Here is a 24,728-nt window from a genome sequence, read left to right as displayed (position 1 = left end):
CGCCGCGGGGGTCGACCGCACCAGCCGTCTGGTGATGCCGGTGGGCGAGGAGCCCGAGCCGGAGCGGCGGCCGGTGCGCCGCGGCCGGCGGGCCCGCCGCGGTCTGATCGCGTCGGTCGTCGCCGTTCTGCTGGTGCTGGGTGTCGGGGCGGGTGTCTGGTACATCAACTCGGGCCAGTTCACCCGGGTCCCCTCGCTCCTCGGACAGCCCGAGAAGACCGCGAAGTCACGGCTGTCGGCCGCCGGGCTCGACGTGAAGAAGACCGAGCGCGCGTTCAGCGACACCTACGACCGCGGCGAGGTCATGAGCAGCAAGCCGGCGTCGGGCGCCCGCATCCGGGACAACGACGCGGTGTCGCTGGTCGTCTCGCGCGGACCGGAGATCGTGAAGGTGCCCCGCGTCGAGGGTGAGCCGCTCGCACAGGCCAGGCAGGAGCTGGTCAAGGCCGGGCTGGCGTCCGGCATGGTCACCAAGGAGTTCAGCGACGGGGTCGCCCGGGGCAAGGTGATCCGTACGGATCCGGTGTCCGGCACCGAGCGGCACGCCGGCTCCGCGATCGCCCTGGTCGTCTCCAAGGGCTCCCCGGTCGACGTACCGGACGTCACGGGCGAGTCCCTGGAGGACGCCCGGGCCGATCTCCAGGACCAGAAGCTGAAGGTCGTGGTCGCACCGGAGCAGATCAACTCCACCGAGGACGCCGGGCAGATCGCGAAGCAGTCGCCGGGCGAAGGCGCCCGGGCCGAGGAGGGCGACACCATCACGCTGACGGTCTCCAAGGGCCCGCGGATGATCACGGTCCCGGATGTCACGGGCGACAGCGTGGCCGACGCGAAGAGCACGCTGACCGACAAGGGCTTCAAGGTCCATGTCGACCGGCCGTTCCTGTCCTTCAGCAACACCGTCGACACCCAGTCGGTCGACGGCGGCGGCCGGGCCCCCGAGGGCAGCACCATCACCATCAAGACCAAGGGACTCTGAGAGCACCGTGCGCAATGCCATCGGCGGCCATGTACCCGTGGCCGGCGGCCTCGCCAGGACCGGCCTGCCCTACGCCCGCGACATGGGCGCGGAGACCGTGCAGGTCTTCGTCGCCAATCCGCGCGGCTGGGCCACCCCCACCGGGAACCCGGACCAGGACGAACAGTTCCGCAAGGAGTGCGCCAACGAGTCGATCACGGCGTATGTGCACGCGCCGTATCTGATCAATTTCGGTTCGCACACGGCCGCGACGGTGGAGCGGTCGGTGGAATCGCTGCGCCACTCCCTGCGCAGGGGCCGGGAGATCGGCGCCCTGGGCGTCGTCGTCCACACCGGTTCGGCGACCGGCGGCCGCCCGCGGTCCGATGCGCTCGCACAGGTCCGTACGCATCTGCTGCCGCTGCTCGACGAGCTGACCGAGGACGACGACCCGTATCTGCTGCTGGAGTCGACAGCGGGCCAGGGCTCCTCGCTCTGCTCACGCACCTGGGACTTCGGGCCGTACTTCGAAGCGCTCGACTCGCACCCGCGGCTCGGGGTCTGCCTGGACACCTGTCACATCTTCGCGGCGGGGCACGACCTCGCGGGTCCCGGCGGGATGAACCAGACCCTGGACCTTCTCGTGGACACCGTGGGCGAGGGCAGGCTCAGGCTGATCCACGCCAATGACTCCAAGGAGGCCACGGGCGCCCACAAGGACCGGCACGAGAACATCGGCGCGGGTCACATCGGCGCGGAGCCGTTCCGGGAGCTGCTCGCCCACCCGGCGACCGAGGGGGTGCCGCTGATCATCGAGACCCCGGGCGGCAAGGAGGGGCACACGGCGGACGTGGCCCGGCTGAAGTCGCTGCGCCCCTGAGGTCTCGCGGTCCCCGGGAGACGGCCCGCCCCTGAAGGACAGCCGGCCCCCCGGGGAGACAGCCCGCTCAGAGCTCAGGGCCGTCGCCGGGGCCTTCCTGGTACGAGTAGCGCTGCTCCTGCCAGGGGTCGCCGAGATTGTGGTATCCCCGCTCCTCCCAGAAGCCACGGCGGTCCGCGGTCATGTACTCGATCCCGCGGACCCATTTCGGGCCCTTCCACGCGTACAGCTGCGGTACGACGAGCCGCAGCGGGAACCCGTGCTCGGCGGTCAGCAGCTCACCGGCCTTGTGGGTCGCGAAAAGGGTCTTCGCGTCCGTGAAGTCGGCCAGGCGCAGATTGGCGCTGTAGCCGTACTCGGCCCAGACCATCACATGGGTGACCTGCGGTGCGGGCGGCGCCAGCTCGACCAGGGTCCGCGCGCTCACACCGCCCCATTCGGCCGACAGCATGGAGAACTTCGTCACGCAGTGCAGGTCGGCGACCACGGTGGAGAACGGCAGCGCCGAGAACTCCTCGTGGTTCCAGCAGTGCTTCTCGCCGTCCGCGGTGGCTCCGAAGATCCGGAACTCCCACCGGTCGGGCTTGAATTTGGGGACCGGGCCGTAGTGCGTCACCGGCCAGCCGCGCTGCAGCCGCTGCCCGGGTGGAAGCTCGGACTGCGCCGCTCCCTGCTGCTCCCGGCTCTCCGGCTGACCCATGTATCCATGGTGACAGACCTCGCGGGGTGGTCATGACCAGGTCCGCACCGGGTCCGCACCGACCAGGGCAACTCGTACTAAGCCTGCACTTACTGGAATCCCCCGATGGGCGGTGACAGGATGCGCGGAATCTGCCCGGATCCACGCCTGGAAGGAGCCTCTGCGATGCAGGGCGACCCCGAGGTCATCGAGTTTCTCAACGAGCAGCTGACCGGAGAACTCACGGCGATCAATCAGTACTTCCTGCACGCGAAGATGCAGGAGAACTTCGGCTGGACCAAGCTGGCGAAATACACCAGGTCCGAGTCGTTCGACGAGATGAAGCACGCCGAGATCCTCACCGACCGGATCCTCTTCCTGGAGGGGCTGCCCAACTACCAGCGGCTCTTCCACGTCCGGGTGGGCCAGACGGTCACCGAGATGTTCCAGGCGGACCGGCAGGTCGAGGCCGAGGCGATCGACCGGCTCCGGCGCGGGATCGAGATCATGCGCAACAAGGGCGACATCACGTCCGCGAACATCTTCGAGTCGATCCTCGCCGACGAGGAGCACCACATCGACTATCTCGACACCCAGCTGGAGCTGGTCGAGAAACTCGGTGAGCCGCTCTACATCGCCCAGGTGATCGAACAGCCGGACAGCTGACAACAAGAGAAACGTGCGGGCGGGCCGTCCGGAGACCGGGTCAGGCCGCTTCGGGCAGCGGCGATCCGGCGGGCACGGGCCTGCCCGCTGCGGGCTCCGGCCGGGCTACGGGCCCGGGGCCGCTCACAGGCTCCCCCGCGGACTGGCCGCGCCCTCCTTCGACGAGTTCCCGCGCGGACTGCCCGCGCCCTTCGACGAGTTCACGGCGGGGGCAGCCGCCCCGGCCGAGGAGCGCCTGGATGCTGCGTACGCAGCCACCGCAGTCGGTGCCCGCCTTGCAGGCCGACGCGATCTCCCGGGGGGTGCAGGCGCCGGCGTCCGCGTGGTCCTTCACCTGCTTCTCGGTCACGCCGAAGCACGAGCAGACATACACGCGGGTTCACCTCCCGGACGGGATCGCTGACGGGCACCACCCCGACCAATCGGTGAGGTAATCCTAACCTTACCTCCGGGCATGCAAAAGGGGCCGTGCGGCCGGATCCCTGTGATCCGCGCCCCACGGCCCCTTTCCCGCTGTCCTGCTGGCCCGCTGGCCCGCTGGCCCGCTGCCTGCTGCCTGCTGCGGGCGGGTACTGCCTACTGCGCCCGGTACATCTCCGCGACCAGGAACGCCAGGTCGAGCGACTGGCTGCGGTTGAGCCGCGGGTCGCAGGCCGTCTCGTAGCGCTGGTGCAGATCGTCGACGAAGATCTCGTCGCCGCCGCCCACGCACTCGGTGACATCGTCACCGGTCAGCTCGACATGGATGCCGCCCGGGTGGGTGCCCAGGCTCTTGTGGACCTCGAAGAAGCCCTTGACCTCGTCGAGCACATCGTCGAAGCGGCGGGTCTTGTGGCCGGACGCCGCCTCGAAGGTGTTGCCGTGCATCGGGTCCGTCACCCAGACGACCTGGGCACCGGACGCGGTGACCTTCTCGACCAGGTTCGGCAGCCGGTCGCGGACCTTGTCCGCGCCCATCCTGACGATGAAGGTCAGCCGGCCGGGCTCGCGGTCCGGGTCCAGACGCTCGATGTAGCTGAGCGCCTCCTCCGGGGTGGTCGTCGGGCCGAGCTTCACGCCGATCGGGTTGCGGATCTGCGAGGCGAACTCGATGTGCGCGTGGTCCAGCTGCCGGGTGCGCTCGCCGACCCAGACCATGTGGCCCGAGGTGTCGTAGAGCTTGCCGGTCCTGGAGTCCGTCCGGGTCAGCGCCGACTCGTAGTCGAGGAGCAGCGCCTCGTGCGAGGCGTAGAACTCGACCGCGCGGAACTCCGCCGGGTCGGTCCCGCACGCCTTCATGAAGTTCAGCGCGCTGTCGATCTCGCGGGCGAGCTGCTCGTAACGCTGCCCGGACGGCGATGACTTGACGAAGTCCTGGTTCCAGGCATGCACCTGGCGCAGGTCCGCGTAACCGCCGGTGGTGAAGGCGCGGACCAGGTTCAGCGTCGACGCCGACGCGTGGTACATCCGCTTGAGCCGCTCCGGGTCCGGGACCCGGGACTTCTCGTTGAAGTCGAAGCCATTGACCGAGTCGCCGCGGTACGTCGGCAGCGTCACACCGTCGCGGGTCTCGGTCCCCTTGGAACGCGGCTTCGAGTACTGGCCCGCGATCCGGCCGACCTTCACCACGGGCACCGAAGCCGCGTAGGTGAGCACGGCGCTCATCTGCAGCAGCGTCTTGAGCTTCGCCCTGATGTGCTCGGCGGACACGGCGTCGAACGCCTCGGCGCAGTCGCCGCCCTGAAGCAGGAACGCCTCGCCCCTGGCCACGGCTCCCAGCCGCTCGCGCAGCTGGTCGCACTCGCCGGCGAAGACGAGCGGCGGATACGACGTGAGGTCCGCGATCACATCGCGCAGAGCACCGGCGTCCGGGTACTCGGGCTGCTGCACCGCGGGAAGGTCTCGCCAGGACGCCTCTGCGGCGGGGGCTTGGGTTTCAGCGTTCACGGTCACACCGCCAACAGTACGGGGTCACCGTCACCGGTTCTGGGGGTGCCCGGTGGATGAGACGGCCGGGGTGTCCGGCCGGCCGCCGCCGATGCGCTACAGTCCGCACCATGTTCGCGACGACGACTCGAAACTGGTGGTGGACCGCTCATCCGGCGGCCCACTGATCATCGCGCGCACAGACGAAGCGAAGGCCGCCCGAGGGGCGGCCTTCCGTGTTTTCACCCGGCCGTTCCTCTCCGTACACCCCCTCCCCGCACCGCGGGGCGCCCGGAAGGAACACCCCCGATGCTCATCAGCGCTCTGCTGGACGACCACCGCCCCTTCGCCCTGCTGCGCAGGCGCACTCCCGGCCGTGACCACGACACCGTCGAGCTGCTGACCGGCGAGGTCCACGAGGTGGAGCGGCTCGCGGACATCCCGGCGGGCGACAGCGGTCCTGTGCTGGCCCTGGTGCCGTTCCGGCAGATCGGCGAGCGCGGTTTCGATGTGCGCGACGACGGGACGCCGCTGGCGGTCCTGGTCGCCGACGAGACGTACGAGCTGCCGCTGGACGAGGTGCTCGACCAGCTGCCCGCACACGGCGTCCAGGTCGAGAACGGCGGCTTCGACGTCAGCGACGACGCCTACCGGGAGATCGTCGGGCGGGTCGTCGAGGACGAGATCGGGCGGGGCGAGGGGGCTAACTTCGTCGTCCGGCGTACGTACACCGGATCGGTCCCGGGCTTCGGCCGGGCGGACGCGCTCGCCCTGTTCCGGCGGCTGCTCGACGGCGAGCGGGGCGCGTACTGGACGTTCGTGGTGCACACCGGGGAGCGCACCCTGGTCGGCGCGAGCCCGGAGGTGCATGTCCGGATGTCCGGCGGGACGGTCGTGATGAACCCGATCAGCGGGACCTTCCGCTATCCGCCCGAGGGGCCGGCCACCGAGGCGCTGCTGGAGTTCCTGGGCGACCGCAAGGAGACCGACGAGCTCTCCATGGTGGTGGACGAGGAGCTGAAGATGATGTGCACCGTCGGCGACATGGGCGGGGTCGTCGTCGGTCCGCGGCTGAAGGAGATGGCCCATCTCGCGCACACCGAGTACGAGTTGCGCGGCCGCAGCTCGATGGATGTGCGGGAGGTGCTGAAGGAGACGATGTTCGCGGCGACCGTCACCGGTTCGCCGGTGCAGAACGCCTGCCGGGTCATCGAGCGGTACGAGACGGACGGGCGCGGCTACTACGCGGGCGCGCTGGCGCTCATCGGGCGGGACGCGGGCGGGGCGCAGACGCTGGACTCGCCGATCCTGATCCGGACGGCCGACATCTCGGCCGGGGGCGCGCTGCGGGTCTCGGTCGGCGCCACGCTCGTACGCCACTCGGACCCGGCGAGCGAGGTCGCCGAGACACACGCCAAGGCGGCGGGAGTCCTGACGGCGCTCGGGGTGCGGGAGGGCAGGCCGCGCCGGGAGACGGCGGGGGCACGGCTCGCGGACGACCCGCGGGTGCGGGCCGCGCTGGAGGCGCGGCGGGCCGACCTCGCGCCGTTCTGGCTGCGGATGCAGGAGCCGGCCGCGACCGTGGCGGGCCATGCGCTGGTGGTGGACGCGGAGGACACGTTCACCTCGATGCTGGCGCATCTGCTGCGGTCGTCGGGGCTCGATGTGACGGTGCGGCGGTACGACGAGCCGGGTCTGCGGGAGAGCGCCCTGGCCCACCGGGGGCCGGTGGTGCTCGGCCCGGGGCCGGGCAACCCGGCGGACCGGACCGACCCGAAGATGCGCTTCCTGCGGGGGCTCACCGCCGAGCTGCTCCGCGACCACCGGCATGGGCTGCTCGGGGTGTGCCTGGGCCATGAGCTGCTGGCGGCCGAGCTGGGCCTGGAGATCGTCCGCAAGGCGGTGCCCCAGCAGGGTGCCCAGGAGCGCATCGACTTCTTCGGGCGCGAGGAGACCGTCGGGTTCTACAACTCGTACACGGCCCGGTGCGACGACAGGACGGCGGCCGGGCTGGCGGCGCGCCGGATCGAGCTGAGCCGTGAGCCGGTGGGCGGGGAGGTGCACGCACTGCGCGGGGACGGGTACGCCGGTGTGCAGTTCCACCCGGAGTCGGTGCTCTCGAAGGACGGGGCGCGGATGGTGGCCGGGCTGCTGGCGGGTGTGCTGGTGTAGGCGGCTTCCGCCGGCGGCGGCACGACCGGCCCCGCTCCCGCCCGGCCGGTCAGCCGAAGAAGACCCCGGCCTCCCGGTAGAGGGCGGGGTCGACCGTCTTGAGCCGCGCGGTCGCCTCCGCGATCGGTACCCGCACGATGTCCGTCCCGCTGAGGGCGACCATCGTGCCGAAGTCCCCCTCGCGCACGGCGTCGATCGCGTGCAGTCCGAACCGGGTGGCCAGCCAGCGGTCGAAGGCGCTCGGGGTGCCGCCGCGCTGGACATGGCCGAGGACGGTGGTGCGGGCCTCCTCGCCGGTCCGCTTCTCGATCTCGGTGGCGAGCCACTCGCCGATGCCGGAGAGCCGGGTGTGGCCGAAGGAGTCGAGCGTGCCGTCCTTGAGCACCGCTTCGCCGTCCTTCGGCATCGCCCCCTCGGCGACGACCACGATCGGGGCGTACGAGGCACGGAAGCGTGAGGTCACCCAGGAGCAGACCTGGTCGACGTCGAAGCGCTGCTCGGGGATGAGGATGGCGTTGGCACCGCCGGCCAGACCGGAGTGCAGGGCGATCCACCCCGTGTGCCGGCCCATCACCTCGACCACCAGGACCCTCATATGCGATTCGGCGGTGGTGTGCAGACGGTCGATGGCCTCGGTGGCGATCCCGACCGCCGTGTCGAAGCCGAAGGTGTAGTCGGTGGCCGAGAGGTCGTTGTCGATGGTCTTCGGTACGCCGACACACGGGACCCCGTACTCGTCCCAGAGGCGGCCCGCCACGCCCAGGGTGTCCTCACCGCCGATCACGATCAGCGCGTCGACCTGGTGCCCGGCGAGGGACTCCCGCACCCGGCGAGCGCCGTCCTCGGTACGGAAGGGGTTGGTGCGCGAGGACCCGAGGATGGTGCCGCCGCGTGGCAGGATCCCGCGGACCTCCGGGATGCCGAGCGGGACGGTGTCGCCCTCCAGGGGGCCGCGCCAGCCGTCCTTGAATCCGGTGAACCCGAAGCCGTACTCCTGCACGCCCTTGCGGACGGCAGCCCGGATGACCGCGTTGAGCCCGGGGCAGTCGCCGCCCCCGGTCAGTACTCCGACCCGCACTGGAACCACGTCCCTTCGCAGTGGAAGACACCGTGCCGTCCACGCTACGGTGACCCAGGTCACAAAGGGATAGGGCGGACGGTCAATTCCCGCCCGGATACGACGGGTTGGCCCCCCGTCGGGGCCGTCCTCCTGGCGGACAGGCGCCGCGCGGCAGGCGGCACTCTGACGACAGGCCCTACGCGTCGTCGAGACCGCGCTCTATCGCGTACCGCACCAGCTCCACCCGGTTGTGCAGCTGGAGCTTGCCGAGGGTGTTCTGTACGTGGTTCTGCACGGTGCGGTGCGAGATGACCAGGCGCTCGGCGATCTGCTTGTAGCTCAGCCCCTTCGCGACGAGCCGCAGCACCTCGGTCTCCCGCTCGGTGAGCTGGGGGGCCTTCGGCTCGTCGGAGGCCGCGGGCGCCGGGTCGGACGCGAGCCTGCGGTACTCGCCGAGCACCAGGCCCGCCAGGCCCGGCGTGAAGACCGGGTCCCCCGCCGCGGTGCTGCGGACGGCGTCCGAAAGCTCCTGGGTACTGGCGGACTTGACCAGATAGCCGGTGGCGCCCGACTTCACCGCCTCCAGTACGTCGGCGTGCTCACCGCTCGCAGAGAGCACCAGGACACGGAGCCCCGGGTCCGCCCCCACCAGCTCCTTGCAGACCTGGACGCCCGGCATACCCGGCAGATTGAGGTCGAGCACCAGCACGTCGGGGGCGACGGCCCTGGCCCTGCGCACCGCCTGCGGGCCGTCGCCCGCCGTGGCGACGACGTCGAAACCGGCGGCCGTCAGGTCCCTGGCGACCGCGTCCCGCCACATCGGGTGGTCGTCGACCACCATCACCTTGACCGTCCCGGCCGTCCGCTGCTCGCCCATGTGCCCCTGCTCACTCATGTCCCGTGCCCCGCATGTCCCGTGCCCGTCCCCGTGCCCCGTCCCAGGTCCCGTCCCCCGTGTCGCGTCCCCGCGTGATCCTTCGTGCCTTCTTCGGCGCCTTCAGCTCCACTTCGGTGCCCTGGCCCGGCACCGAGATCAGCTCGGCGCTGCCGCCCAGGTCCCGCAGCCGGCCGCGGATGGAGAGGGCGACACCGAGGCGCCCCTCCCCCTCGGCGGCCGCCAGCCTCCCCTCCGGGATGCCCGGGCCGTCGTCCCGTACCGTCACGATCACCTCGGCCGGCTCGTCCTCCAGGAGAATCCACGCACGGGCGCCGCTGCCCGCGTGTCTGCGGACATTGTCCAGGGCGGCACTGACAGCGGCGGCCAGCTCCTTCGCTGCCAGGGGATCGACGAGCACCGGAGCGCCTGGTTCCGCGAAGCTCACCCGCGATCCGGCGTGCGGGGCGAGCAGCGACCGCAGATCGCAGGGCCCGCTCCCGTCCCCGTCCGCGTCGCCACCCATGCCCATGCCCGCGTCCGCGTCCGCGTCGGTGGCGGTATCAGTGTCGGCACCGGTGTCGGCGGGGTCACGTGTCGGCGGGACGAGACCGCTGGAGACCAGGGTGCGCAGGGCCACCTCCTGCTCCCCCGCCATCCGGCCGAGTTCGGCCGACTCACCGCCCAGCTCGGCGCCACGCCGCTGCACCATGGCCAGGACCTGGAGCACGCTGTCATGGATGTCACGGGCCAGCCGCTCCCGCTCGCGGGTGGCCGCCTCGATCTCCAGGGCGCGGGCGAGGGTGCGCTCCGAGGCGCGGGCCACCTCGACGATGTAGCCGATGGCGATGGAGGCGATCCACACCAGGACCACGTTGTGAACGGTGCCCGCGCTGGGCTCGCCGCGCTCCGTGACATTGGCGATCGCCACCAGCGACGAGGCGAAGGCCGCCCAGCGCCAGCCCCCCTTGATCGCGAAGGCCAGGACCGCGCCCGCGGTCCATATGGACGGCATCGTCGTGGCGCCCCCGACGACCCGGGCGTGCGAGTCGGCGACGGGCGTCAGCAGGATGCCCGCGAGGGCCACGGTGAGATCGGCGCAGAGGAAGCGCTTGGTGCAGCGGGCCGCGTTGGCCACCCTGGGGAGGGTGGCCAGGGTCCAGACGGTCAGTACCGCGAAGTAGCCGACGGCCACCCACGGGCGGTGGAACTTCCCGTACGCGAAGGCGAACAGCAGGATCGCGTAGACCATCGTCAGTACGCGGTACGCGGTCAGAGCGCGCCACAGCGGCAGCTCAACCGACATCCGCACGACGCGCTCGCGCCGGTCCTTCGCCACTACACCCACCACTCACCCCCGACGGACAGGAACAGTACGGCTAGCCGCCGGCCCCGTCCGCCCCGTCGCTCTTCTCCTCGGTCCCGCCGGCCTCGGCGGCCCTCCGCGCCCTGTCGTCATCCGCGATCCTGCGCTTGGCCGCGGTCGCGTAGATGTCGACGTACTCCTGGCCGGAGAGCTTCATGATCTCGTACATGACCTCGTCGGTCACCGAGCGCAGGATGAACCGGTCGTTCTCCATGCCGTGGTAGCGGCTGAAGTCGAGCGGCTTCCCGATCCTGATGCCCGGCCGCATCAGCTTGGGCACGACCTGCCCCGGCGGCTGGATCTTCTCGGTGTCGATCATCGCGACCGGGATGACGGGCGCACCGGATGCCAGCGCCACCCGGGCGAGACCTCCCGGTTTGCCCCGGTAGAGGCGGCCGTCCGGTGAGCGGGTGCCCTCCGGGTAGATCCCGAAGAGTTCGCCCCTGGCCAGTACCTCCACACCGCTCCTGACCGCGGCCTCGCCCGCGCCGCGGCTGCCCGAGCGGTCGACCGGCAGCTGCCCGACGCCCTTGAAGAAGGCCGCGGTGAGCTTCCCCTTCACCCCGGGCGACGTGAAGTACTCGGCCTTGGCGATGAAGGTGAGCTTGCGGTCCATGACCGCGGGCAGGAAGAAGGAGTCCGAGAACGACAGATGGTTGCTCGCCAGGATGGCGGGCCCCTCGGCGGGGATGTTCTCCAGCCCCTCCACCCAGGGCCTGAAGGCGACCTTCAGCGATCCCCCGATGGCGAACTTCATTGCGCCGTAGATCAACTCGGATGCCTTCCTGTGACGGTCGGACCGACCATAACCCGCGCCGGGCGTGCGCCCCCGGCCATCCGCCCGCTGTCCGGGGGTGACGGCCCTGGTCGGTGTCGGTCCGGTCGCGTACGGTGAAGTACAGCTTTCGAGACCTGACGAACAGGAGACCCCGGTGCCGGTGCTTCCTGGAGCCGACCCCTACCGCCACGAAGGCGGCGGGACCGGCGTCCTCCTCTGCCATGGCTTCACCGGATCGCCGCAGTCGCTGCGCCCCTGGGCGGAGTATCTGGCCGAGCGGGGACTGACCGTCTCGCTGCCGCTGCTGCCCGGGCACGGCACCCGCTGGCAGGACATGCAGGTCACCGGCTGGCAGGACTGGTACGCGGAGGTGGACCGGGAGCTGCGTGCCCTGCTCGACCGGTGCGAGCGGGTCTTCGTCTTCGGTCTCTCCATGGGCGGTGCGCTGGCCCTGCGACTGGCCGCCAAGCACGGGCACGCGGTGAGCGGCCTCGTCCTGGTCAATCCGCTGAACAAGGTGCACGGCCTCATGCCGTACGCACTGCCGGTCGCCCGGCATCTGGTGCGTACGACGAAGGGCATCGCCAGCGATATCGCCCTGGGCGGCTCCGCCGAGGTGGGGTACGACCGGGTGCCGCTGCACTGCGCCCACTCGCTGCGGCGGCTGTGCCGGCTCGTGGACCGTGAACTGCCGCAGGTCACCCAGCCGTTGCTGCTGCTGCACAGCGTCCAGGACCATGTGGTGCGGCCCGCGGACTCCACCCGGATCCTCAGCCGGGTCTCGTCGACGGATGTCGAGGAGGTCCTGCTGGAACAGAGCTACCACGTGGCGACGTTGGACCACGATGCGGAGCGGATTTTCGAGAAGAGCCACGCGTTCATCGGCCGCCTCGCTCCGAGCGTCGGGACGAAGGGGAGCAGCACCGGTGGCTGAGAACGAGGCGGAGCGCGAACCGCAGCCGATCGACGAGGAAGCGGTCTGGGCGGCGATCGTCGCGGCGTACGGCGAGGAGCCCGCTGACCCGGCGGGCACCAAGCCCTTCAAGTCCGTGGAGGACCTCGCTCTCCTGGAGGAGGGGGTCAACGCCGACGGGGCCCGCGAGCAGGAGCCCGGGGAGCCGGAGCCCGGGAAGCCGGACGCGGACGCCGCGTCCGGCCCGGCGAGCGGGTCGGACCGGCCGCTGGGCAGTTCGGTCGTGTTCGCCCCCGGTGTCGGCGGGCCCCGCGACCACAGCCTGCCCGAGCCGTCCGACGACGGCCTCGGCCCTTCCGACGAGGGCCACTTCGTCCAGCCGGACCCGGAGCTGCCCGAGGCGGATGTCACGGCCAAGTTCGCCTGGCTGGCCGTCGTCGGCGGACCGGTGCTGATGATCCTTGCCGTGGTGCTGGGCTGGGACATGACGTGGTGGCTCGCCACGCTCGGTATCGGCGGCTTCCTCGGCGGATTCGCGGTCCTGGTGGTGCGGATGGGACCCGAGGACGACGACGAGGACGACCCCGGCCGGGGCGCGGTCGTCTGAGGCCGCGGCCAAGGGCTGCCTCAGGCTGCGGCCAAGGGCCGTCTCAGGCGCCGGACGGAGCGGTCCTCACCCGGAGCGCCGCCAGCACCGGAAGGTGGTCGGACGCGGCCCGCAGGTCCGCCTGCGGGATGTCCTGCGGCACCCCGCACCCCAGCACCTCGACCTCCGGCGTCGCGAACACCGCGTCGATCCGCCGGTCCGGGTCCGCCGCCGGATAGGTGTGCTCCCCGCCCCACGGCTTCACCGCCCGGCAGTCCTGGAGCTCAGCCGCCAGCCGCCGGAAACTCCGGCCGTCCGGGCGGTCGTTGAGGTCCCCGGCGACCACCGCGTGCGGGACGTCCAGCGCGCCGAGCCGGTCGAGCAGCAGCCCCGCCTGAGCGTGGCGCTCGCCGGGCTGCAGGCTCAGATGGCAGCTGAGGACACCCAGCCTGGCGCCCCCGATCCGGACCACGGCGGTCGCGAAGCCACGCTGGTGCAGCCCCGGGGTGCGCGGCAGGAGTATGTCCTCGGTCCGCTCGACGGTGGCGCGCAGCGAGCAGAGCAGCAGGGGGCCGGCGGCCGTGGCTCCGCCCCCGAGTGTCACCAGGCCGGTGTCGACCGCGAGCCGGGCCGCGGCCTTGCGCCAGCGGAAGAAGCGCGGGGCCTCCTGGATGAGCAGCAGATCGGGGTCGCAGGCGCGGATGACCCGGGCCAGCGCCGCGCGGTCGTCGCGCATCGAGCGGATGTTGTAACTGAGCACCCGGATTACGGCCGAGCCGCTCTCCGTACGGGATTCGGGCAGCGTAGTGATCGCCATGGGCGACACCCTACGACGGCCCGCGGTGCGCGGTGCCCGCCGCGTCCCCTGGGGGTGCGGCGGGCACCGGTCCGTGCGAGGGCCCTGAGCGGCTCAGCCCTGGCGGGCCAGGTCCGCGGCGCCCACCAGTCCTGCTTCGCCGCCCAGTTGGGCCGCGAGCACCTGGGCGTGCGGCCGCCACGCGCCGCCGATCAGCCAGCGCCGGAAGGACTTGCGGATCGGATCGAGGACCAGTTCGCCCTCGTCCGACACACCGCCGCCGACGATGAACGCCGACGGGTCGAAGAGGGACGCCAGGTCGGCGAGGCCCGCTCCGGCCCAGCGGGCCAGCTCACGGAACGAGTCGACGGCCACCGGGCAGCCCTGCCGGGCGGCCTCGCTGATGTGCTTGCCCTGGATACCGGCGGGGGTGCCGTCGCCGAGGCCCAGCAGCACCTGCGCGTTCTCCGGGGTGGCGTTGGCGCGCTGCGTGGCGTACCTGACGAGGGCGCGCCCCGACGCGTACTGCTCCCAGCAGCCCTGGCTGCCGCAGCCGCACAGCAGGCCGTCCGGGACGACCCGGATGTGGCCGAACTCGGCGGCCACGCCGAAGCGTCCGCGCCGCAGCTTGTTGCCGATGATGATGCCGCCGCCGAGACCGGTGCCGAGCGTGATGCAGATGACGTCCTCGTGCCCCTGCCCCGCACCGAACTTGTACTCGCCCCAGGCAGCCGCGTTGGCGTCGTTCTCCACGACCACGGGCAGGCCGACGCGCTGCTCGACCTTGTCCTTGAGCGGCTCGTGCCGCCAGTTGATGTTCGGTGCGAAGAGGACGGTGGCCCGCTTGTCGTCCACGTATCCGGCCGCGCCGATACCGACCGCCTCGATCTCGTGCCCCTTGCCGGCCTCGGAGACTGCGGCGCAGATCGCGTCGACGATGCCTTCGGCGGTCGGCGGGGTGGGCACCTTGTGCACATCGAGAATGGTGCCCTCTTCGTCGACCACTCCGGCCGCGATCTTCGTGCCGCCGATGTCGACGCCGATGGTGAGTCCCATGAGTCCCTCAGTTTTCGGTCGAGCCCCGCTGAGGGGCAACCGTACCCGAGGGGCGCGGGGCCGGGGTGATCAGTCCAGGTCGATGCGCTCGGCGGGGCCGGTGCCCTCGTCGCCGCCGTCGTCCTTGCCGGTGTCCCCGCCGTCGGCGCTTTCACGGCCCGCGGTCCACCGCTGCTCCTGCTTCTCGACCGCCGAACGGTAGGCGGCGAGGAGTTCACCGCCTGCGGCCGCGAGGTGGTCGAAGACATCCGGGTTGCGCTCGACGACCGGCTCGACCACGGACTTCGCCTGGCTGATGAACTGCTGGACGGCGCCCTGGGCGGCCATGCCGGGGAGCGACGACTGGAGACCGGAGACCTTGTCGGCGACCGCGTCGAAGAGCTTGCGGAACTCCTCGGCCGCTGATCCCTCGGCGCTCCCGTACTGGGCGCGGCGGCGGGCCTTCTCCGCGGCGAGATCCTCGGCGCAGGCCCTCTCCCAGGCGTCCGAGTCGGTGGCGGGCTGCTCGGGGGCTTCGCTCATGGCGGACTCCTGCGACGGGATACGGGGGTGCTTAGGACCGTACTCACGACGTTACCCGAACGGCCCTGCGGCGTTCACCGGCCGGGCCACCGGCCCGGTCGCGGATCCGGTCGCGTACCCGGTCGCGGACCGGGACACACCGCCGGTCACCGGTTCGACAGCCCGGTCACGGATCCCGTCACCGGTTCTGCGGCCACAGCCGCGGGTCCGGCGCGAATCTGATGCCCAGGACCCCGTCCGTGAGCGCCGCACCCTCGACCGTGCAGCGGCGGAGCGCCGACGGCAGAGTGACGGTCCTGCGGAAGGGCCCGGCGGTGAGCAGCAGTTCGTCGCCGCGTCTGACCAGGCCGAGCTCCTCCTTGACCGCACCGGGCAGCGGCAGCCGCCAGACCAGGACGCCGTCGTCCGCGAGCCGGTCCTCGACGGCCCACTCCGGGGCCGCCGTGCCGGGGCCGGCCGGCCGCTCCAGCGGGGCCAGTTCGTCGGCGGTGCGAGGTGCCCGGCCCAGATGGGGAAGCTCCGCCAGATCCGCTTCGCCGAAGCAGTCGGCCAGCTCCTTGAGGTGCTCCTGCTGCTGCGCGGCGAGCGCGGCGAGCCAGGGGTCGCGGGAGCCGGTGGGCAGCAGCCGGTTGGCGACGACCAGGTCCAGGGTGCGGCGGTGCAGCGCGATCCCGGTACGGGCGGTGCGCAGCGCCCGGGTCGCCGCGGCCCCCGGTTCGGCGACCAGCCGCACGGTGGTGTCCGGGTCGTCGATCCTGGCCTGGACGGCGGCCAGTTCGGCCTCCCAGCGCGCGGTGGTCTCGTACAGCCACTGCGCGGGCATCGGGACACCGGCGAGCTGGGCGAGCATCGGGCGCAGCGCGCGGGCCGCCTGCCGCTCGGGCGGCAACAGCCTGCGCAGATAGCGGCGGAGCTGCTCCGGGAGGGCGAGGACGGCCAGCGCCTCCTGGAGGGGCGGCATGTCGACGACGGTCAGGTCCCACTCGGCGCTGTCCACGGTCCGCAGCGCGTGCAGCAGTGCGAACTGCGCGGCGCCCGGCGGTTCGGTGAGCTCTTCCTCCTCAAGCCGGGCCGCGCCGAGCAGTTCCAGGGCCGCGGTGCCGCGTTCCTGGAGGGCCAGCAGTTCGGTACGGAAGTGTGCGCCGGAGTCGATGCGCTCGGCCCGCACCCCCGCGTCGCGGGCCGCGGTCAGGCTGTCGCCGGGGTCGGGGTCCGTGGAGAGCAGCAGGACCCGTTCGCCTTCGCGGGCGGCCGCCAGGGCGGTGGCCGCGGCGACGGTGGTGCGGCCCGCGCCGCCGAGGCCGGTGACGAGGACCGTACGCATCCGGGCGTCAGCCCTCGGACTGTGCTGCGGCGCCGGACTCGACCCGCTTCTTCAGACCGGCCAGGGCGCGGTCGATGATGACCTTCTCCGCCTTGCGCTTGATCATCCCGAGCATCGGGATCTTGACGTCGACGGTCAGCCGGTAGGTGACCTCGGTGGCGTCGCCCGCGGCGGCGAGCAGATAGGTGCCGTCGAGTGCGCGCAGCATCTGCGACTTGACCAGCGTCCAGCTGACCTCGTTGCTACCGGTCCAGGTGTACGCGAGGGTGTGGTCGTCCTTGATCGCGCCGGCGTCGAGCACCAGCCTGACCTGCTCGGCCCGGCCCTCGGCGTCGGTGGAGAGCACCTCGGCCTCCTTCACCTCGCCGGTCCACTCCGGGTAGCGGGCGAAGTCGGCGATCACGCCCATGACGTCGGCCGGTGCGGCCTCGATCGTGATGCTTGAGCTGGTGTGTTCAGCCATCGCCGTGGCTCCTCCAGTGCGGAATCCGGTCGTGCATACGCGGTGAAGGCTATCGCGTGCGCACCGGGCCGCCGACCGCCGCCGCTCCCCGGCCCGGAGCCGCTACCACTCCATGACCCAGGGCCGCGAGGTCGAGGCGAAGTGGCCGACGTTCACACACTCGGTCCTGCCGACGCGGACCCGGCGGGACAGGGGCTGGTGCACATGGCCGAAGAGCGCGTACTTCGGCCGGATGCGCAGGATCGCGGCGAGCAGGGCGCGGCTGCCCCGCTCGAAGCGGCGGGCCACCGTGTCGTACACCAGCTCGGGGACCTCGGGCGGGATGTGGGTGCAGAGCACGTCGACGTCGCCGAGCGCCTCGATCTTGGCCGCGTACTCCTCGTCGCTGACCTCGTAGGGCGTCCGCATCGGGGTCCTGAGGCCGCCGCCCACGAAGCCGAAGACCCGGCCGCCGATCTCGACGCGCTCGCCGTCGAGGACGGTGGTGCCGGGGCGCGCGTACTCGTGCCAGAGCGGCGGGACGTCGACATTGCCGTAGGTGGCGTACGTCGGAGTGGGGAAGGCGGCGAACAGTTCGGCGTACTGGCTGCGTACCGCCGTCTCGATCGCGGCGTCGCGGTCCACCCCGCTCCAGAGCCTGCTGCCGAGGTCACGTGCCTCGTCGAAGCGGCGTGCGGTGCGCAGCTCCACGATGCGGTCGGCGTTCTCGACGCCGAAGAGGTCGGGGAAGATGCCCCGGGAGTGGTCGGCGTAGTCCAGGAAGAGGACCAGGTCGCCGAGGCAGATCAGGGCGTCGGCCCCGTCGCCCGCCCTCGCGAGACCGCTGGTGTTGCCATGGACGTCGCTGACCACATGCACGCGCATGGAGATCACCCTAGGACTCCCGGGCCCGGCCTGGATAGAGGGGGCCGGACCTGCGAATACCGCCGCCGTCCGCGGTGCGTGGACTAGTCTGCGCGGAGCACGGTGGTGTCGTGTGACGCATGGAACATCTGGCCGGAACCCCCTATCGGGAACCGCTTACCCATGGGTAACGTCCGGGCGGTCAGGTCCAGTCGTGGCGACAGCGATGTCGACCAGAGGAGCAGCAGTCTTGCGTGAGTTCAGCCTTCCGGCCCTGTACGAGGTCCCATCGGACGGCAATCTGACGGATCTCGTCCGCCGCAACGCCGCTCAGCATCCCGATGTCGCGGTGATGGGCCGCAAGGTGGCCGGCGCCTGGACCGATGTCACAGCCGCCCGGTTCCTCACCGAGGTCCGCGACGCCGCGAAGGGGCTGATCGCCGCGGGTGTCCAGCCCGGCGACCGGGTCGCCCTGATGTCCCGCACCCGGTACGAGTGGGTGCAGCTGGACTTCGCGATCTGGAGCGCGGGCGCGATCACCGTGCCGGTGTACGAGACCAGCTCGGCCGAGCAGGTGCAGTGGATACTCGGCGACTCCGGGGCGGTCGCGGTGCTCGTGGAGAGCGACGCGCACGCCGCGACCGTCGAGGCCGTACGGCACGCGCTGCCGTCCCTCCAGCATGTCTGGCAGATCGACGACGGCGCCGTCGACGAACTGCGGGCGGGCGGCGCCGAGGTCACGGACGCGACCGTGGACGAGCGCAGCTCCCGGGCGCGGGCGGACGACCCGGCCACCATCGTCTACACCTCGGGCACCACCGGCCGCCCGAAGGGCTGTGTGCTGACCCACCGCAGCTTCTTCGCCGAGTGCGGCAACATCGTGGAGCGGCTGAAGCCGCTCTTCCGTACCGGCGAGTGCTCGGTGCTGCTCTTCCTGCCGGCCGCGCACGTCTTCGGCCGGCTGGTCGAGGTCTCCTCCGTGATGGCACCGATCAAGATCGGCTGCGTACCGGACATCAAGCACCTCACGGATGAACTGGCCGCCTTCCGGCCGACGTTGATCCTGGGCGTGCCCCGCGTCTTCGAGAAGGTCTACAACTCGGCGCGCGCCAAGGCCCAGGCCGACGGCAAGGGAAAGATCTTCGACAGGGCGGCGAACACCGCCATCGCCTACAGCCGTGCGCTCGGCACCCCGCAAGGCCCGTCCGCCGGGCTGCGGATCAAGCACAAGGTCTTCGACCGGCTGGTCTTCAGCAAGCTGCGGGCGGTCCTCGGCGGACGCGGCGAGTACGCCATCTCCGGCGGCGCGCCGCTGGGCGAACGGCTCGGCCACTTCTACCGTGGCATCGGCTTCACGGTCCTTGAGGGGTACGGCCTCACCGAGTCCTGTGCGGCGACCGCCTTCAACCCGTGGGACCGGCAGAAGATCGGCACGGTGGGCCAGCCGCTGCCCGGTTCGGTCGTACGGATCGCGGACGACGGTGAGGTGCTGCTGCACGGTGAGCACCTGTTCAGCGGCTACTGGAACAACGAGACGGCCACGGCCGACGCGCTGGCCGACGGCTGGTTCCACACCGGTGACATCGGCACGCTCGACGAGGACGGCTATCTCGCGATCACCGGCCGCAAGAAGGAGATCATCGTCACCGCGGGCGGCAAGAACGTCGCCCCCGCGGTGATCGAGGACCGTATCCGGGCGCACGCCCTGGTCGCCGAGTGCATGGTGGTCGGCGACGGACGGCCGTTCATCGGCGCGCTGATCACGCTGGACGAGGAGTTCCTGGCGCGGTGGGCCGAGGAGAGCGGCAAGCCGGTGGGATCCACCGCGCTGTCGCTGCGCGACGACCCGGAGCTGCTGGCGGAGATCCAGCGGGCCGTGGACGACGGCAACGCGGCGGTCTCCAAGGCCGAGTCCGTACGGAAGTTCCGTGTCCTGCCCGCGCAGCTCACCGAGGAGGCGGGGCACATCACACCGTCGCTGAAGCTCAAGCGTGCCGTGGTGGCGAAGGACTTCGCCGACGAGATCGAAGCGATCTACCGGGGCTGACCAGGTGCGCCGTGGTGGCACCGGTCGCCACCACATGAACCGGGTGCGTGGCCCCCGCGGCCACGTACCCGGTGCCGCAGCCGGTGCCGCACCCGCTCGATGCTCCGGACCTGGCCCCGGGCCCTGCCCCGGGCCCTGCCCCGGACCCGCGCCTGCCCCGGGGGCCTGTTCCAGGGCCTGTCCCTGTCCCGGGGGCCTCTCCGTGTTCCCGTCGCGGGGCCTGTCCCTGCCCCGGCGGCCTGTTCCTGTTCCCGTCCCGGGGCCTGTCCCTGTTCCGTCAGAGCAGCGCCCTGAGCCTCTCGGCCAGCAGGTCCCAGCGCCACTTCTCCTCGACCCAGGCCCGGCCGCGTTCGCCCATCCGGCGGCGCAGCCCCGGGTCCTGGAGCAGGGTGACGATCCGGTCCGCCGCGTCATCGGCCGAACCGCCGCGCACCACCCAGCCGGTCTCGCCGTCGAGCACCGCGTCGGGCGCGCCGCCCGAGTCGCCCGCCACCACCGGCAGCCCCGTCGCTGACGCCTCCAGATAGACGATGCCGAGCCCTTCGACGTCGAGGCCGCCCCTGCGGGTGCGGCACGGCATGGCGAAGACGTCGCCCGCGCCGTAGTGGGCCGGCAGCTCGGCCCAGGGCACAGGACCGGTGAAACGCACCGAGTCCGCGACCCCGGTGCGCTCCGCCAGCTTCTCCAGGTCGTCCGCGTACGGCCCGCCGCCCACGATCAGCAGCACCGCGTCCGGCACCTGCCGCAGGATCCGGGGCATCGCCAGGATCAGGGTGTCCTGGCCCTTGCGCGGTACGAGCCGCGAGACGCACACGATCACCGGCCGGTCCGTGAGCCCGAGCCGGGCGCGGACCTCCGCACCGCCGGAGCCTGGGTGGAAGGTCTTCTCGTCGACGCCGGGCGGCAGTTGCACCATCCGGCCCGCGGCCGCCGGGGTGAGCGCGGCGGCGATCCGTGAACGCGTGTACTCGCCGAGATAGGTGAGGGTGTCCGTGCCCTCGCCGATCCGCCGCAGCAGCTGCCGCGACCCCGGCAGCTGCGCCCAGCCCGCCTCGTGCCCGTGCGTGGTGGCGACGATCCGTTCGGCGCCGGCGGCGCGCAGTGCGGGGGCCATCAGACCGAGCGGGGCCGCGGCCCCGAACCACACCGCCGTACAGCCGTGTTCCCGCAGCAGCTCGCGCGCCCTGGCCGTGACCCGGCGGGTGGGCAGCAGCATCGTGGTCCGGTCGCGTACGACGGTGAACGGCTGCTCCGCGTCGAACGCCGCGGTGGCGGCCGCGCCCTCGGCGCCGCGCTTCCACGTGGAGGCGTAGACCACGAGCTGCTCGGGGTCCAGACGCAGCGCCATGTTGTGCAGGAACGCCTGGATACCGCCGGGGCGCGGCGGGAAGTCATTGGTCACGATCAAGGTCTTGTGCATCGCCGCCGACAGTACCCAACGGCCCTGCCTCACCGCTCCCGCGCGCCCCTGCACGGCATCATGACCCCGATGTCCGATCACACCGCCCCTGAGCCCACCGACTCGGAGCACACCGACTCGGAGCACACCGGTTCGCAGCACACCGACTCCGAGCAGCCCACGGCTGAGCACACCACGACTGAGCACACCACGGCGCAGGCCCTCACACCGCAGGCCATCACACCGCGGACCGCCACAGCGCAGGCCGTGACGGCGGAGGCGGTCACCGTGCAGGCCGTCCCTGGGGGCAGGGCGGCCCCCGGGACCGTACGGGGCGTGGTGCTCCCCGGCGTGGTCTGGGCCGCGACCCGGGCGCTGCTGATGCTCTGCGTGTTCAAGGTGCTGACCGTGCCGGGGGCCGATGTCACCGTCGACGTGTCGGGGACGTACCACGGCTGGTACGAGGTGCTGCGGACCGGCACCTTCCCGCTCTCGGACGTGACCTGGCAGTATCCGCCCGGCGCCGCGCTGGCGGTGCTCTCCCCCGCCCTGCTGCCGTTCCTCGGGTACGCGGCGGCCTTCTTCGTACTGACTCTCCTCGCCGACGCGGTGGTGCTCGGGCTGCTGCTGCGCACCGCGCACAGGCCCGGCAGGCGGACGGCCGGGGTCTGGGTCTGGGTGGCGGGCCTGCCGCTGCTCGGCCCGACGGCGTACGCCAGGTACGACCTGATGGTGACCGCCGTCGCGGTGGCCGCACTGCTGGCCGGCGCCCGCCGTCCGCGCACCCTGGGGGCGCTGTCCGCGTTCGGCGCTCTGCTCAAGGTGTGGCCCGCGCTGCTGCTCGTGGGCGTGGGGCGCGGCCGTGCGACGCGGGTGTCGTGGACGGCTTTCGCCGCGACGGCGGCGGGGCTGCTGCTGGTCGCGGGTACGGCGGTGCCCGGCGCCTTCGCCTTTCTCACCTTCCAGCGCGAGCGGGGCACCGAGGTCGAGTCGCTGGGCGGTCTGGTCTTCCAGGTGGCCCGGCAGTGCGGCTGGCACGGGCAGGTGCTGCTCACCTACGGCTCGGTGGAGTTCGTCGGACCGTACGTCCACGCGGTGAGCGCCGTCGCGCTGGGGCTGACCGTCGCGGCCTTCGGCTGGCTGCTGCTGTGGCGGCTTCGGGCCAGGGAGTACGCGCCGGCCACGCCGTGCGACGCGGCGTTCACCGCGGTGCTGCTCTTCACCACGACGAGCCGGGTGATCAGCCCCCAGTATCTGGTGTGGCTGGTCGGCATCGGCGCCGTCTGCCTGGTCTTCCGTACCAGCGCGATGGCCGTACCCGCCCTGCTGGTGGTGGCCGCCACGGGCGTGACGTTCCTGGAGTTCCCGCTCGGGTTCGACCATGTGGTGGCCGGGGACACGGCCGGGGTGGTGCTGATGTTCGTACGGAACGGACTGCTGGTCGCGGCCTCGCTGACCGCGGCCCGCGCCCTGTGGCGGCGTACGGTCCCACGCCGCGGGCCACGGCCGGCGGCCACCGGGGACACCCGGACCACTGGGGACACCGGGAGCGCCGGGGACACCCCGACCGCCGGGGGCACCGGGAGCGCCGAAGGCACAGAGGCCGCCGGGAACACCAGCGGCACCGGTGACGCCGACCCCGGCCGGGAACCGCTCAGTCCAGCTGCGCCCTGAGGTACTCGCGCCAGCGCGCGGTGAAGGCGTCCGGATCCGTGCCGAGCACGTCGTTCATGGCCTTCTCGACACCGCCGTCGCGCTGCCCGCTCGCCCCGACCGCACGGTAGAAGTCCGTCAGCTTCCGTTCGCCCCAGTGCTCGGCGATCAGCCGGCAGGCCAGCCAGCCGCCCTCGTACGCGCGCGCGAGCCGGTCGGCGCTGTCCCGGAATCCGAAGTCCGCGTCGGTGGGCAGGGTCGCGGGCAGCGACCCCGAGCGCACCGCCCGCTGGAGTTCCGGCGCCGTCTCGCCGGGGCTGCTGCCCGTGCCCCGGTAGGCGACGTAGTCGGCGAACCCCTCGGAGAGCCAGAGAGGGGTGGCAGCGGACGTCGCGGTGCGGGTGGCGACATGGGTGGTCTCGTGGGTGAGGATCACCTGACGGCCCAGCTCGCTCAGCCCGCCGTACGCGTCGGGGTTGACGATGATCCGGTCGGCGGGTGCCGCCCCGGCGCCGCCCGCCTCGCCGGTGGTGACCGCCGCGATGCCCCGGTAGGTGTCGGCGGGCGAGCCGAGCAGGGAGCCCATCGCGTCCAGCGACGACGGCACGAGCACCACCACCCGCCCCGCCCACTTCCGCTGCCACGCCCTGCCGACGGCGGGGACCGCACGGTCGGCGGCGGCGGCCACCCGGCGCAGCAGCCCGGTGGACCCGCCGACGCCGAGCACCAGGCTGTGCTCACCGCGGGCGACGTGCACCGGGCCCTGCTGCCAGAGCTGCTGCCCGGCGCCGGTGGCCGGGCTGTCGCCGTCCAGGTACCAACGGCCGCCGCGCTCCACCAGCTCGATGGTCCGCCGGTCCGCCACCGGCGCGCTGTCGTAACCGGTGATCCGGTACCGCAGTTCGACCTGCGCGGTGGCGGTGGCCCCCGTCCGCCGCACCTCGCCCAGCCGGTACTGCCACGAACTCAGCGGCACGGCGGCGAGGTTGCGGAACTCCGTGCGCTGCGCGGTCCTGAGCCCCTTGGCCCGCGGGTCGACGACGGACAGATAGCCGTTCTCGTCGTGCCCGGTGACGGCGGCGGCCCGGCGGTCGAGGGTCCGGCCGATGGCGCGGTCCGCGCTGTCGGAAGCGGTGGTGCCGGAGTGCGCGGAGCACCCGGGAAGCAGCAGACAGAGGACGAGCGCACAGCCCGCGGCCCGCTTCCGTCCCGTCCCGCTCCCCCGCCCTGTCACGCCGCCGATCGTACGTGGCCGGGGACACGGCCCCGGCCGGCGGTCCTGCCAGGACCGGCCCCGGCTCGCCCCAGGCTCGGGCTCGGCTCAGACTCGGACCGGACTCGGCTCGAACCGGATCCGGCTCAGACCCTGGTCACCGACGAGACGGGCATCATGCCGACCGGGTCGTAGCGGACCCTGGCCCCCGGATACGGGGCGTGCAGGACCTGGCCGTTGCCCATGTACATCGCGACATGGCTGGCGTCGCTGCGGTACACCACGAGGTCGCCGGGCCGCGCCTGGGACAGCGGGATCTGCCGGCCCGCGTAGAATGGGCGCCGGGGGTGGGCGGGGGAGCGGTGTGAGGCGCCTTGGGAGCAGCAGACCCGGCATCGGCCCACTGGGGGGCCGCGAGGACAGCACGCAACCGGGCGGTGCGTGCGTGCCCCGTCCGCAGATGCCGGGACAGGATGCACCCGTACACATCACCGTCCGGGGAAACAGCGACCCGTTCGTGGAAGCACCGACCGCACAGCTCATTCACGCTGGGAATGGTCGTCGAGTCCGGTGCC

The 24,728-nt window shown here is 72.1% G+C and carries 23 protein-coding genes and 1 pseudogene; 8 read left to right on the top strand and 16 right to left on the bottom strand.

The features are described from left to right. Both G3I19_RS19100 and G3I19_RS19095 read left to right on the top strand, forming a co-directional pair. On the top strand, positions 1 to 979 hold a 979-nt coding region (locus tag G3I19_RS19100), incomplete at its 5' end, for a Stk1 family PASTA domain-containing Ser/Thr kinase (RefSeq protein ID WP_164264854.1). Positions 980 to 986: 7 nt separating this feature from the next. Continuing rightward, positions 987 to 1,838, top strand: coding sequence for a deoxyribonuclease IV (locus G3I19_RS19095; RefSeq protein WP_164264853.1), 852 nt, complete (start codon positions 987 to 989; stop codon positions 1,836 to 1,838). Positions 1,839 to 1,905: 67 nt separating this feature from the next. On the opposite strand, the gene G3I19_RS19090 is transcribed toward G3I19_RS19095, so the two are convergent. After that, a complete protein-coding gene (locus G3I19_RS19090; RefSeq protein WP_164264852.1) occupies positions 1,906 to 2,538 on the bottom strand; it encodes a sulfite oxidase-like oxidoreductase in 633 nt (210 codons plus the stop codon). Positions 2,539 to 2,703: 165 nt separating this feature from the next. Here G3I19_RS19090 and bfr point away from each other — a divergent pair, with 165 nt between their 5' ends. After that, complete coding sequence (gene bfr, locus G3I19_RS19085) at positions 2,704 to 3,183, top strand: bacterioferritin (RefSeq protein ID WP_164264851.1); 480 nt, start codon at positions 2,704 to 2,706, stop codon at positions 3,181 to 3,183. A gap of 40 nt (positions 3,184 to 3,223) precedes the next feature. On the opposite strand, the gene G3I19_RS19080 is transcribed toward bfr, so the two are convergent. Next, on the bottom strand, positions 3,224 to 3,556 hold the full coding sequence (locus G3I19_RS19080; protein WP_164264850.1) for a (2Fe-2S)-binding protein: 333 nt from the start codon (positions 3,554 to 3,556) through the stop codon (positions 3,224 to 3,226). Between the two features lie 203 nt (positions 3,557 to 3,759). Continuing rightward, positions 3,760 to 5,115 carry a 3-deoxy-7-phosphoheptulonate synthase class II gene (locus G3I19_RS19075; RefSeq protein ID WP_164264849.1) on the bottom strand — a complete coding sequence of 452 codons (1,356 nt, stop codon included), beginning with the start codon at positions 5,113 to 5,115 and terminating at the stop codon, positions 3,760 to 3,762. 282 nt (positions 5,116 to 5,397) lie between these two features. Here G3I19_RS19075 and G3I19_RS19065 point away from each other — a divergent pair, with 282 nt between their 5' ends. Then, positions 5,398 to 7,260 carry an anthranilate synthase family protein gene (locus G3I19_RS19065; RefSeq protein ID WP_164264847.1) on the top strand — a complete coding sequence of 621 codons (1,863 nt, stop codon included), beginning with the start codon at positions 5,398 to 5,400 and terminating at the stop codon, positions 7,258 to 7,260. A 49-nt stretch (positions 7,261 to 7,309) separates the two neighbouring features. On the opposite strand, the gene G3I19_RS19060 is transcribed toward G3I19_RS19065, so the two are convergent. The 4 genes from G3I19_RS19060 to G3I19_RS19045 all read right to left on the bottom strand — a co-directional run bounded on the left by G3I19_RS19060 (position 7,310) and on the right by G3I19_RS19045 (position 11,332). Continuing rightward, entirely contained in the window at positions 7,310 to 8,338 is a 1,029-nt protein-coding gene (locus G3I19_RS19060; protein ID WP_164264846.1) for a 6-phosphofructokinase, read from the bottom strand. Between the two features lie 178 nt (positions 8,339 to 8,516). Beyond that, positions 8,517 to 9,215 carry a response regulator transcription factor gene (locus G3I19_RS19055; RefSeq protein ID WP_239074540.1) on the bottom strand — a complete coding sequence of 233 codons (699 nt, stop codon included), beginning with the start codon at positions 9,213 to 9,215 and terminating at the stop codon, positions 8,517 to 8,519. Next, complete coding sequence (locus G3I19_RS19050; RefSeq protein WP_343235144.1) at positions 9,208 to 10,533, bottom strand: DUF5931 domain-containing protein; 1,326 nt, start codon at positions 10,531 to 10,533, stop codon at positions 9,208 to 9,210. Before G3I19_RS19050 ends, G3I19_RS19055 begins: the two co-directional genes overlap by 8 nt. Before the next feature lie 40 nt (positions 10,534 to 10,573). After that, entirely contained in the window at positions 10,574 to 11,332 is a 759-nt protein-coding gene (locus G3I19_RS19045; protein ID WP_203599763.1) for a lysophospholipid acyltransferase family protein, read from the bottom strand. Between the two features lie 160 nt (positions 11,333 to 11,492). Here G3I19_RS19045 and G3I19_RS19040 point away from each other — a divergent pair, with 160 nt between their 5' ends. Both G3I19_RS19040 and G3I19_RS19035 read left to right on the top strand, forming a co-directional pair. Then, positions 11,493 to 12,272, top strand: coding sequence for an alpha/beta fold hydrolase (locus G3I19_RS19040; protein WP_164264845.1), 780 nt, complete (start codon positions 11,493 to 11,495; stop codon positions 12,270 to 12,272). Beyond that, positions 12,265 to 12,858, top strand: coding sequence for a hypothetical protein (locus G3I19_RS19035; RefSeq protein ID WP_164264844.1), 594 nt, complete (start codon positions 12,265 to 12,267; stop codon positions 12,856 to 12,858). Before G3I19_RS19040 ends, G3I19_RS19035 begins: the two co-directional genes overlap by 8 nt. A 43-nt stretch (positions 12,859 to 12,901) precedes the next feature. On the opposite strand, the gene G3I19_RS19030 is transcribed toward G3I19_RS19035, so the two are convergent. The 6 genes from G3I19_RS19030 to G3I19_RS19005 all read right to left on the bottom strand — a co-directional run bounded on the left by G3I19_RS19030 (position 12,902) and on the right by G3I19_RS19005 (position 17,862). Next, positions 12,902 to 13,654 (bottom strand): endonuclease/exonuclease/phosphatase family protein, encoded by a 753-nt coding sequence (locus G3I19_RS19030; protein ID WP_164264843.1) that lies wholly within the window; start codon positions 13,652 to 13,654, stop codon positions 12,902 to 12,904. Between the two features lie 93 nt (positions 13,655 to 13,747). Next, a complete protein-coding gene (locus G3I19_RS19025) occupies positions 13,748 to 14,689 on the bottom strand; it encodes an ROK family glucokinase (protein ID WP_164264842.1) in 942 nt (313 codons plus the stop codon). A 69-nt stretch (positions 14,690 to 14,758) separates the two neighbouring features. Further along, the gene (locus G3I19_RS19020; protein WP_164264841.1) at positions 14,759 to 15,211 is read right to left on the bottom strand and encodes a DUF5304 domain-containing protein; all 453 of its coding nucleotides are present in this window, start codon (positions 15,209 to 15,211) and stop codon (positions 14,759 to 14,761) included. 178 nt (positions 15,212 to 15,389) lie between these two features. Beyond that, positions 15,390 to 16,535, bottom strand: coding sequence for an ArsA-related P-loop ATPase (locus G3I19_RS19015; protein ID WP_164264840.1), 1,146 nt, complete (start codon positions 16,533 to 16,535; stop codon positions 15,390 to 15,392). Positions 16,536 to 16,542: 7 nt separating this feature from the next. Beyond that, positions 16,543 to 16,998: an SRPBCC family protein gene (locus G3I19_RS19010; protein WP_164264839.1), complete on the bottom strand. Its 456-nt coding sequence runs from the start codon at positions 16,996 to 16,998 to the stop codon at positions 16,543 to 16,545. A gap of 102 nt (positions 16,999 to 17,100) precedes the next feature. After that, positions 17,101 to 17,862, bottom strand: coding sequence for a metallophosphoesterase (locus tag G3I19_RS19005; RefSeq protein WP_164264838.1), 762 nt, complete (start codon positions 17,860 to 17,862; stop codon positions 17,101 to 17,103). 229 nt (positions 17,863 to 18,091) lie between these two features. On the opposite strand from G3I19_RS19005, the gene G3I19_RS19000 reads away from it, so the two are divergent. After that, positions 18,092 to 19,888 (top strand): AMP-dependent synthetase/ligase, encoded by a 1,797-nt coding sequence (locus G3I19_RS19000; RefSeq protein WP_164264837.1) that lies wholly within the window; start codon positions 18,092 to 18,094, stop codon positions 19,886 to 19,888. Between the two features lie 277 nt (positions 19,889 to 20,165). On the opposite strand, the gene G3I19_RS18995 is transcribed toward G3I19_RS19000, so the two are convergent. Beyond that, on the bottom strand, positions 20,166 to 21,308 hold the full coding sequence (locus tag G3I19_RS18995) for a glycosyltransferase family 4 protein (RefSeq protein WP_164264836.1): 1,143 nt from the start codon (positions 21,306 to 21,308) through the stop codon (positions 20,166 to 20,168). Positions 21,309 to 21,377: 69 nt separating this feature from the next. Here G3I19_RS18995 and G3I19_RS18990 point away from each other — a divergent pair, with 69 nt between their 5' ends. Further along, entirely contained in the window at positions 21,378 to 22,961 is a 1,584-nt protein-coding gene (locus G3I19_RS18990; RefSeq protein WP_239074538.1) for a glycosyltransferase family 87 protein, read from the top strand. Here G3I19_RS18990 and G3I19_RS18985 read toward each other — a convergent pair. Together G3I19_RS18985 and G3I19_RS18980 are read right to left on the bottom strand one after the other, a co-directional pair. Beyond that, a complete protein-coding gene (locus tag G3I19_RS18985; RefSeq protein WP_164264835.1) occupies positions 22,942 to 24,174 on the bottom strand; it encodes a hypothetical protein in 1,233 nt (410 codons plus the stop codon). The two genes, G3I19_RS18990 and G3I19_RS18985, sit on opposite strands and share 20 nt — an antisense overlap. A gap of 125 nt (positions 24,175 to 24,299) precedes the next feature. After that, a pseudogene (locus G3I19_RS18980) lies at positions 24,300 to 24,485 on the bottom strand (NlpC/P60 family protein); the annotation flags it as partial. Between the last annotated feature and the right edge of the window lie 243 nt (positions 24,486 to 24,728).

The sequence above is a fragment of the Streptomyces sp. SID10853 genome, assembly GCF_010548145.1.
In the GTDB taxonomy this organism is placed as follows: domain Bacteria; phylum Actinomycetota; class Actinomycetes; order Streptomycetales; family Streptomycetaceae; genus Streptomyces.
Note: the sequence above shows the minus strand (reverse complement) of the source record. Positions and strands in the feature narration are given on the sequence as shown.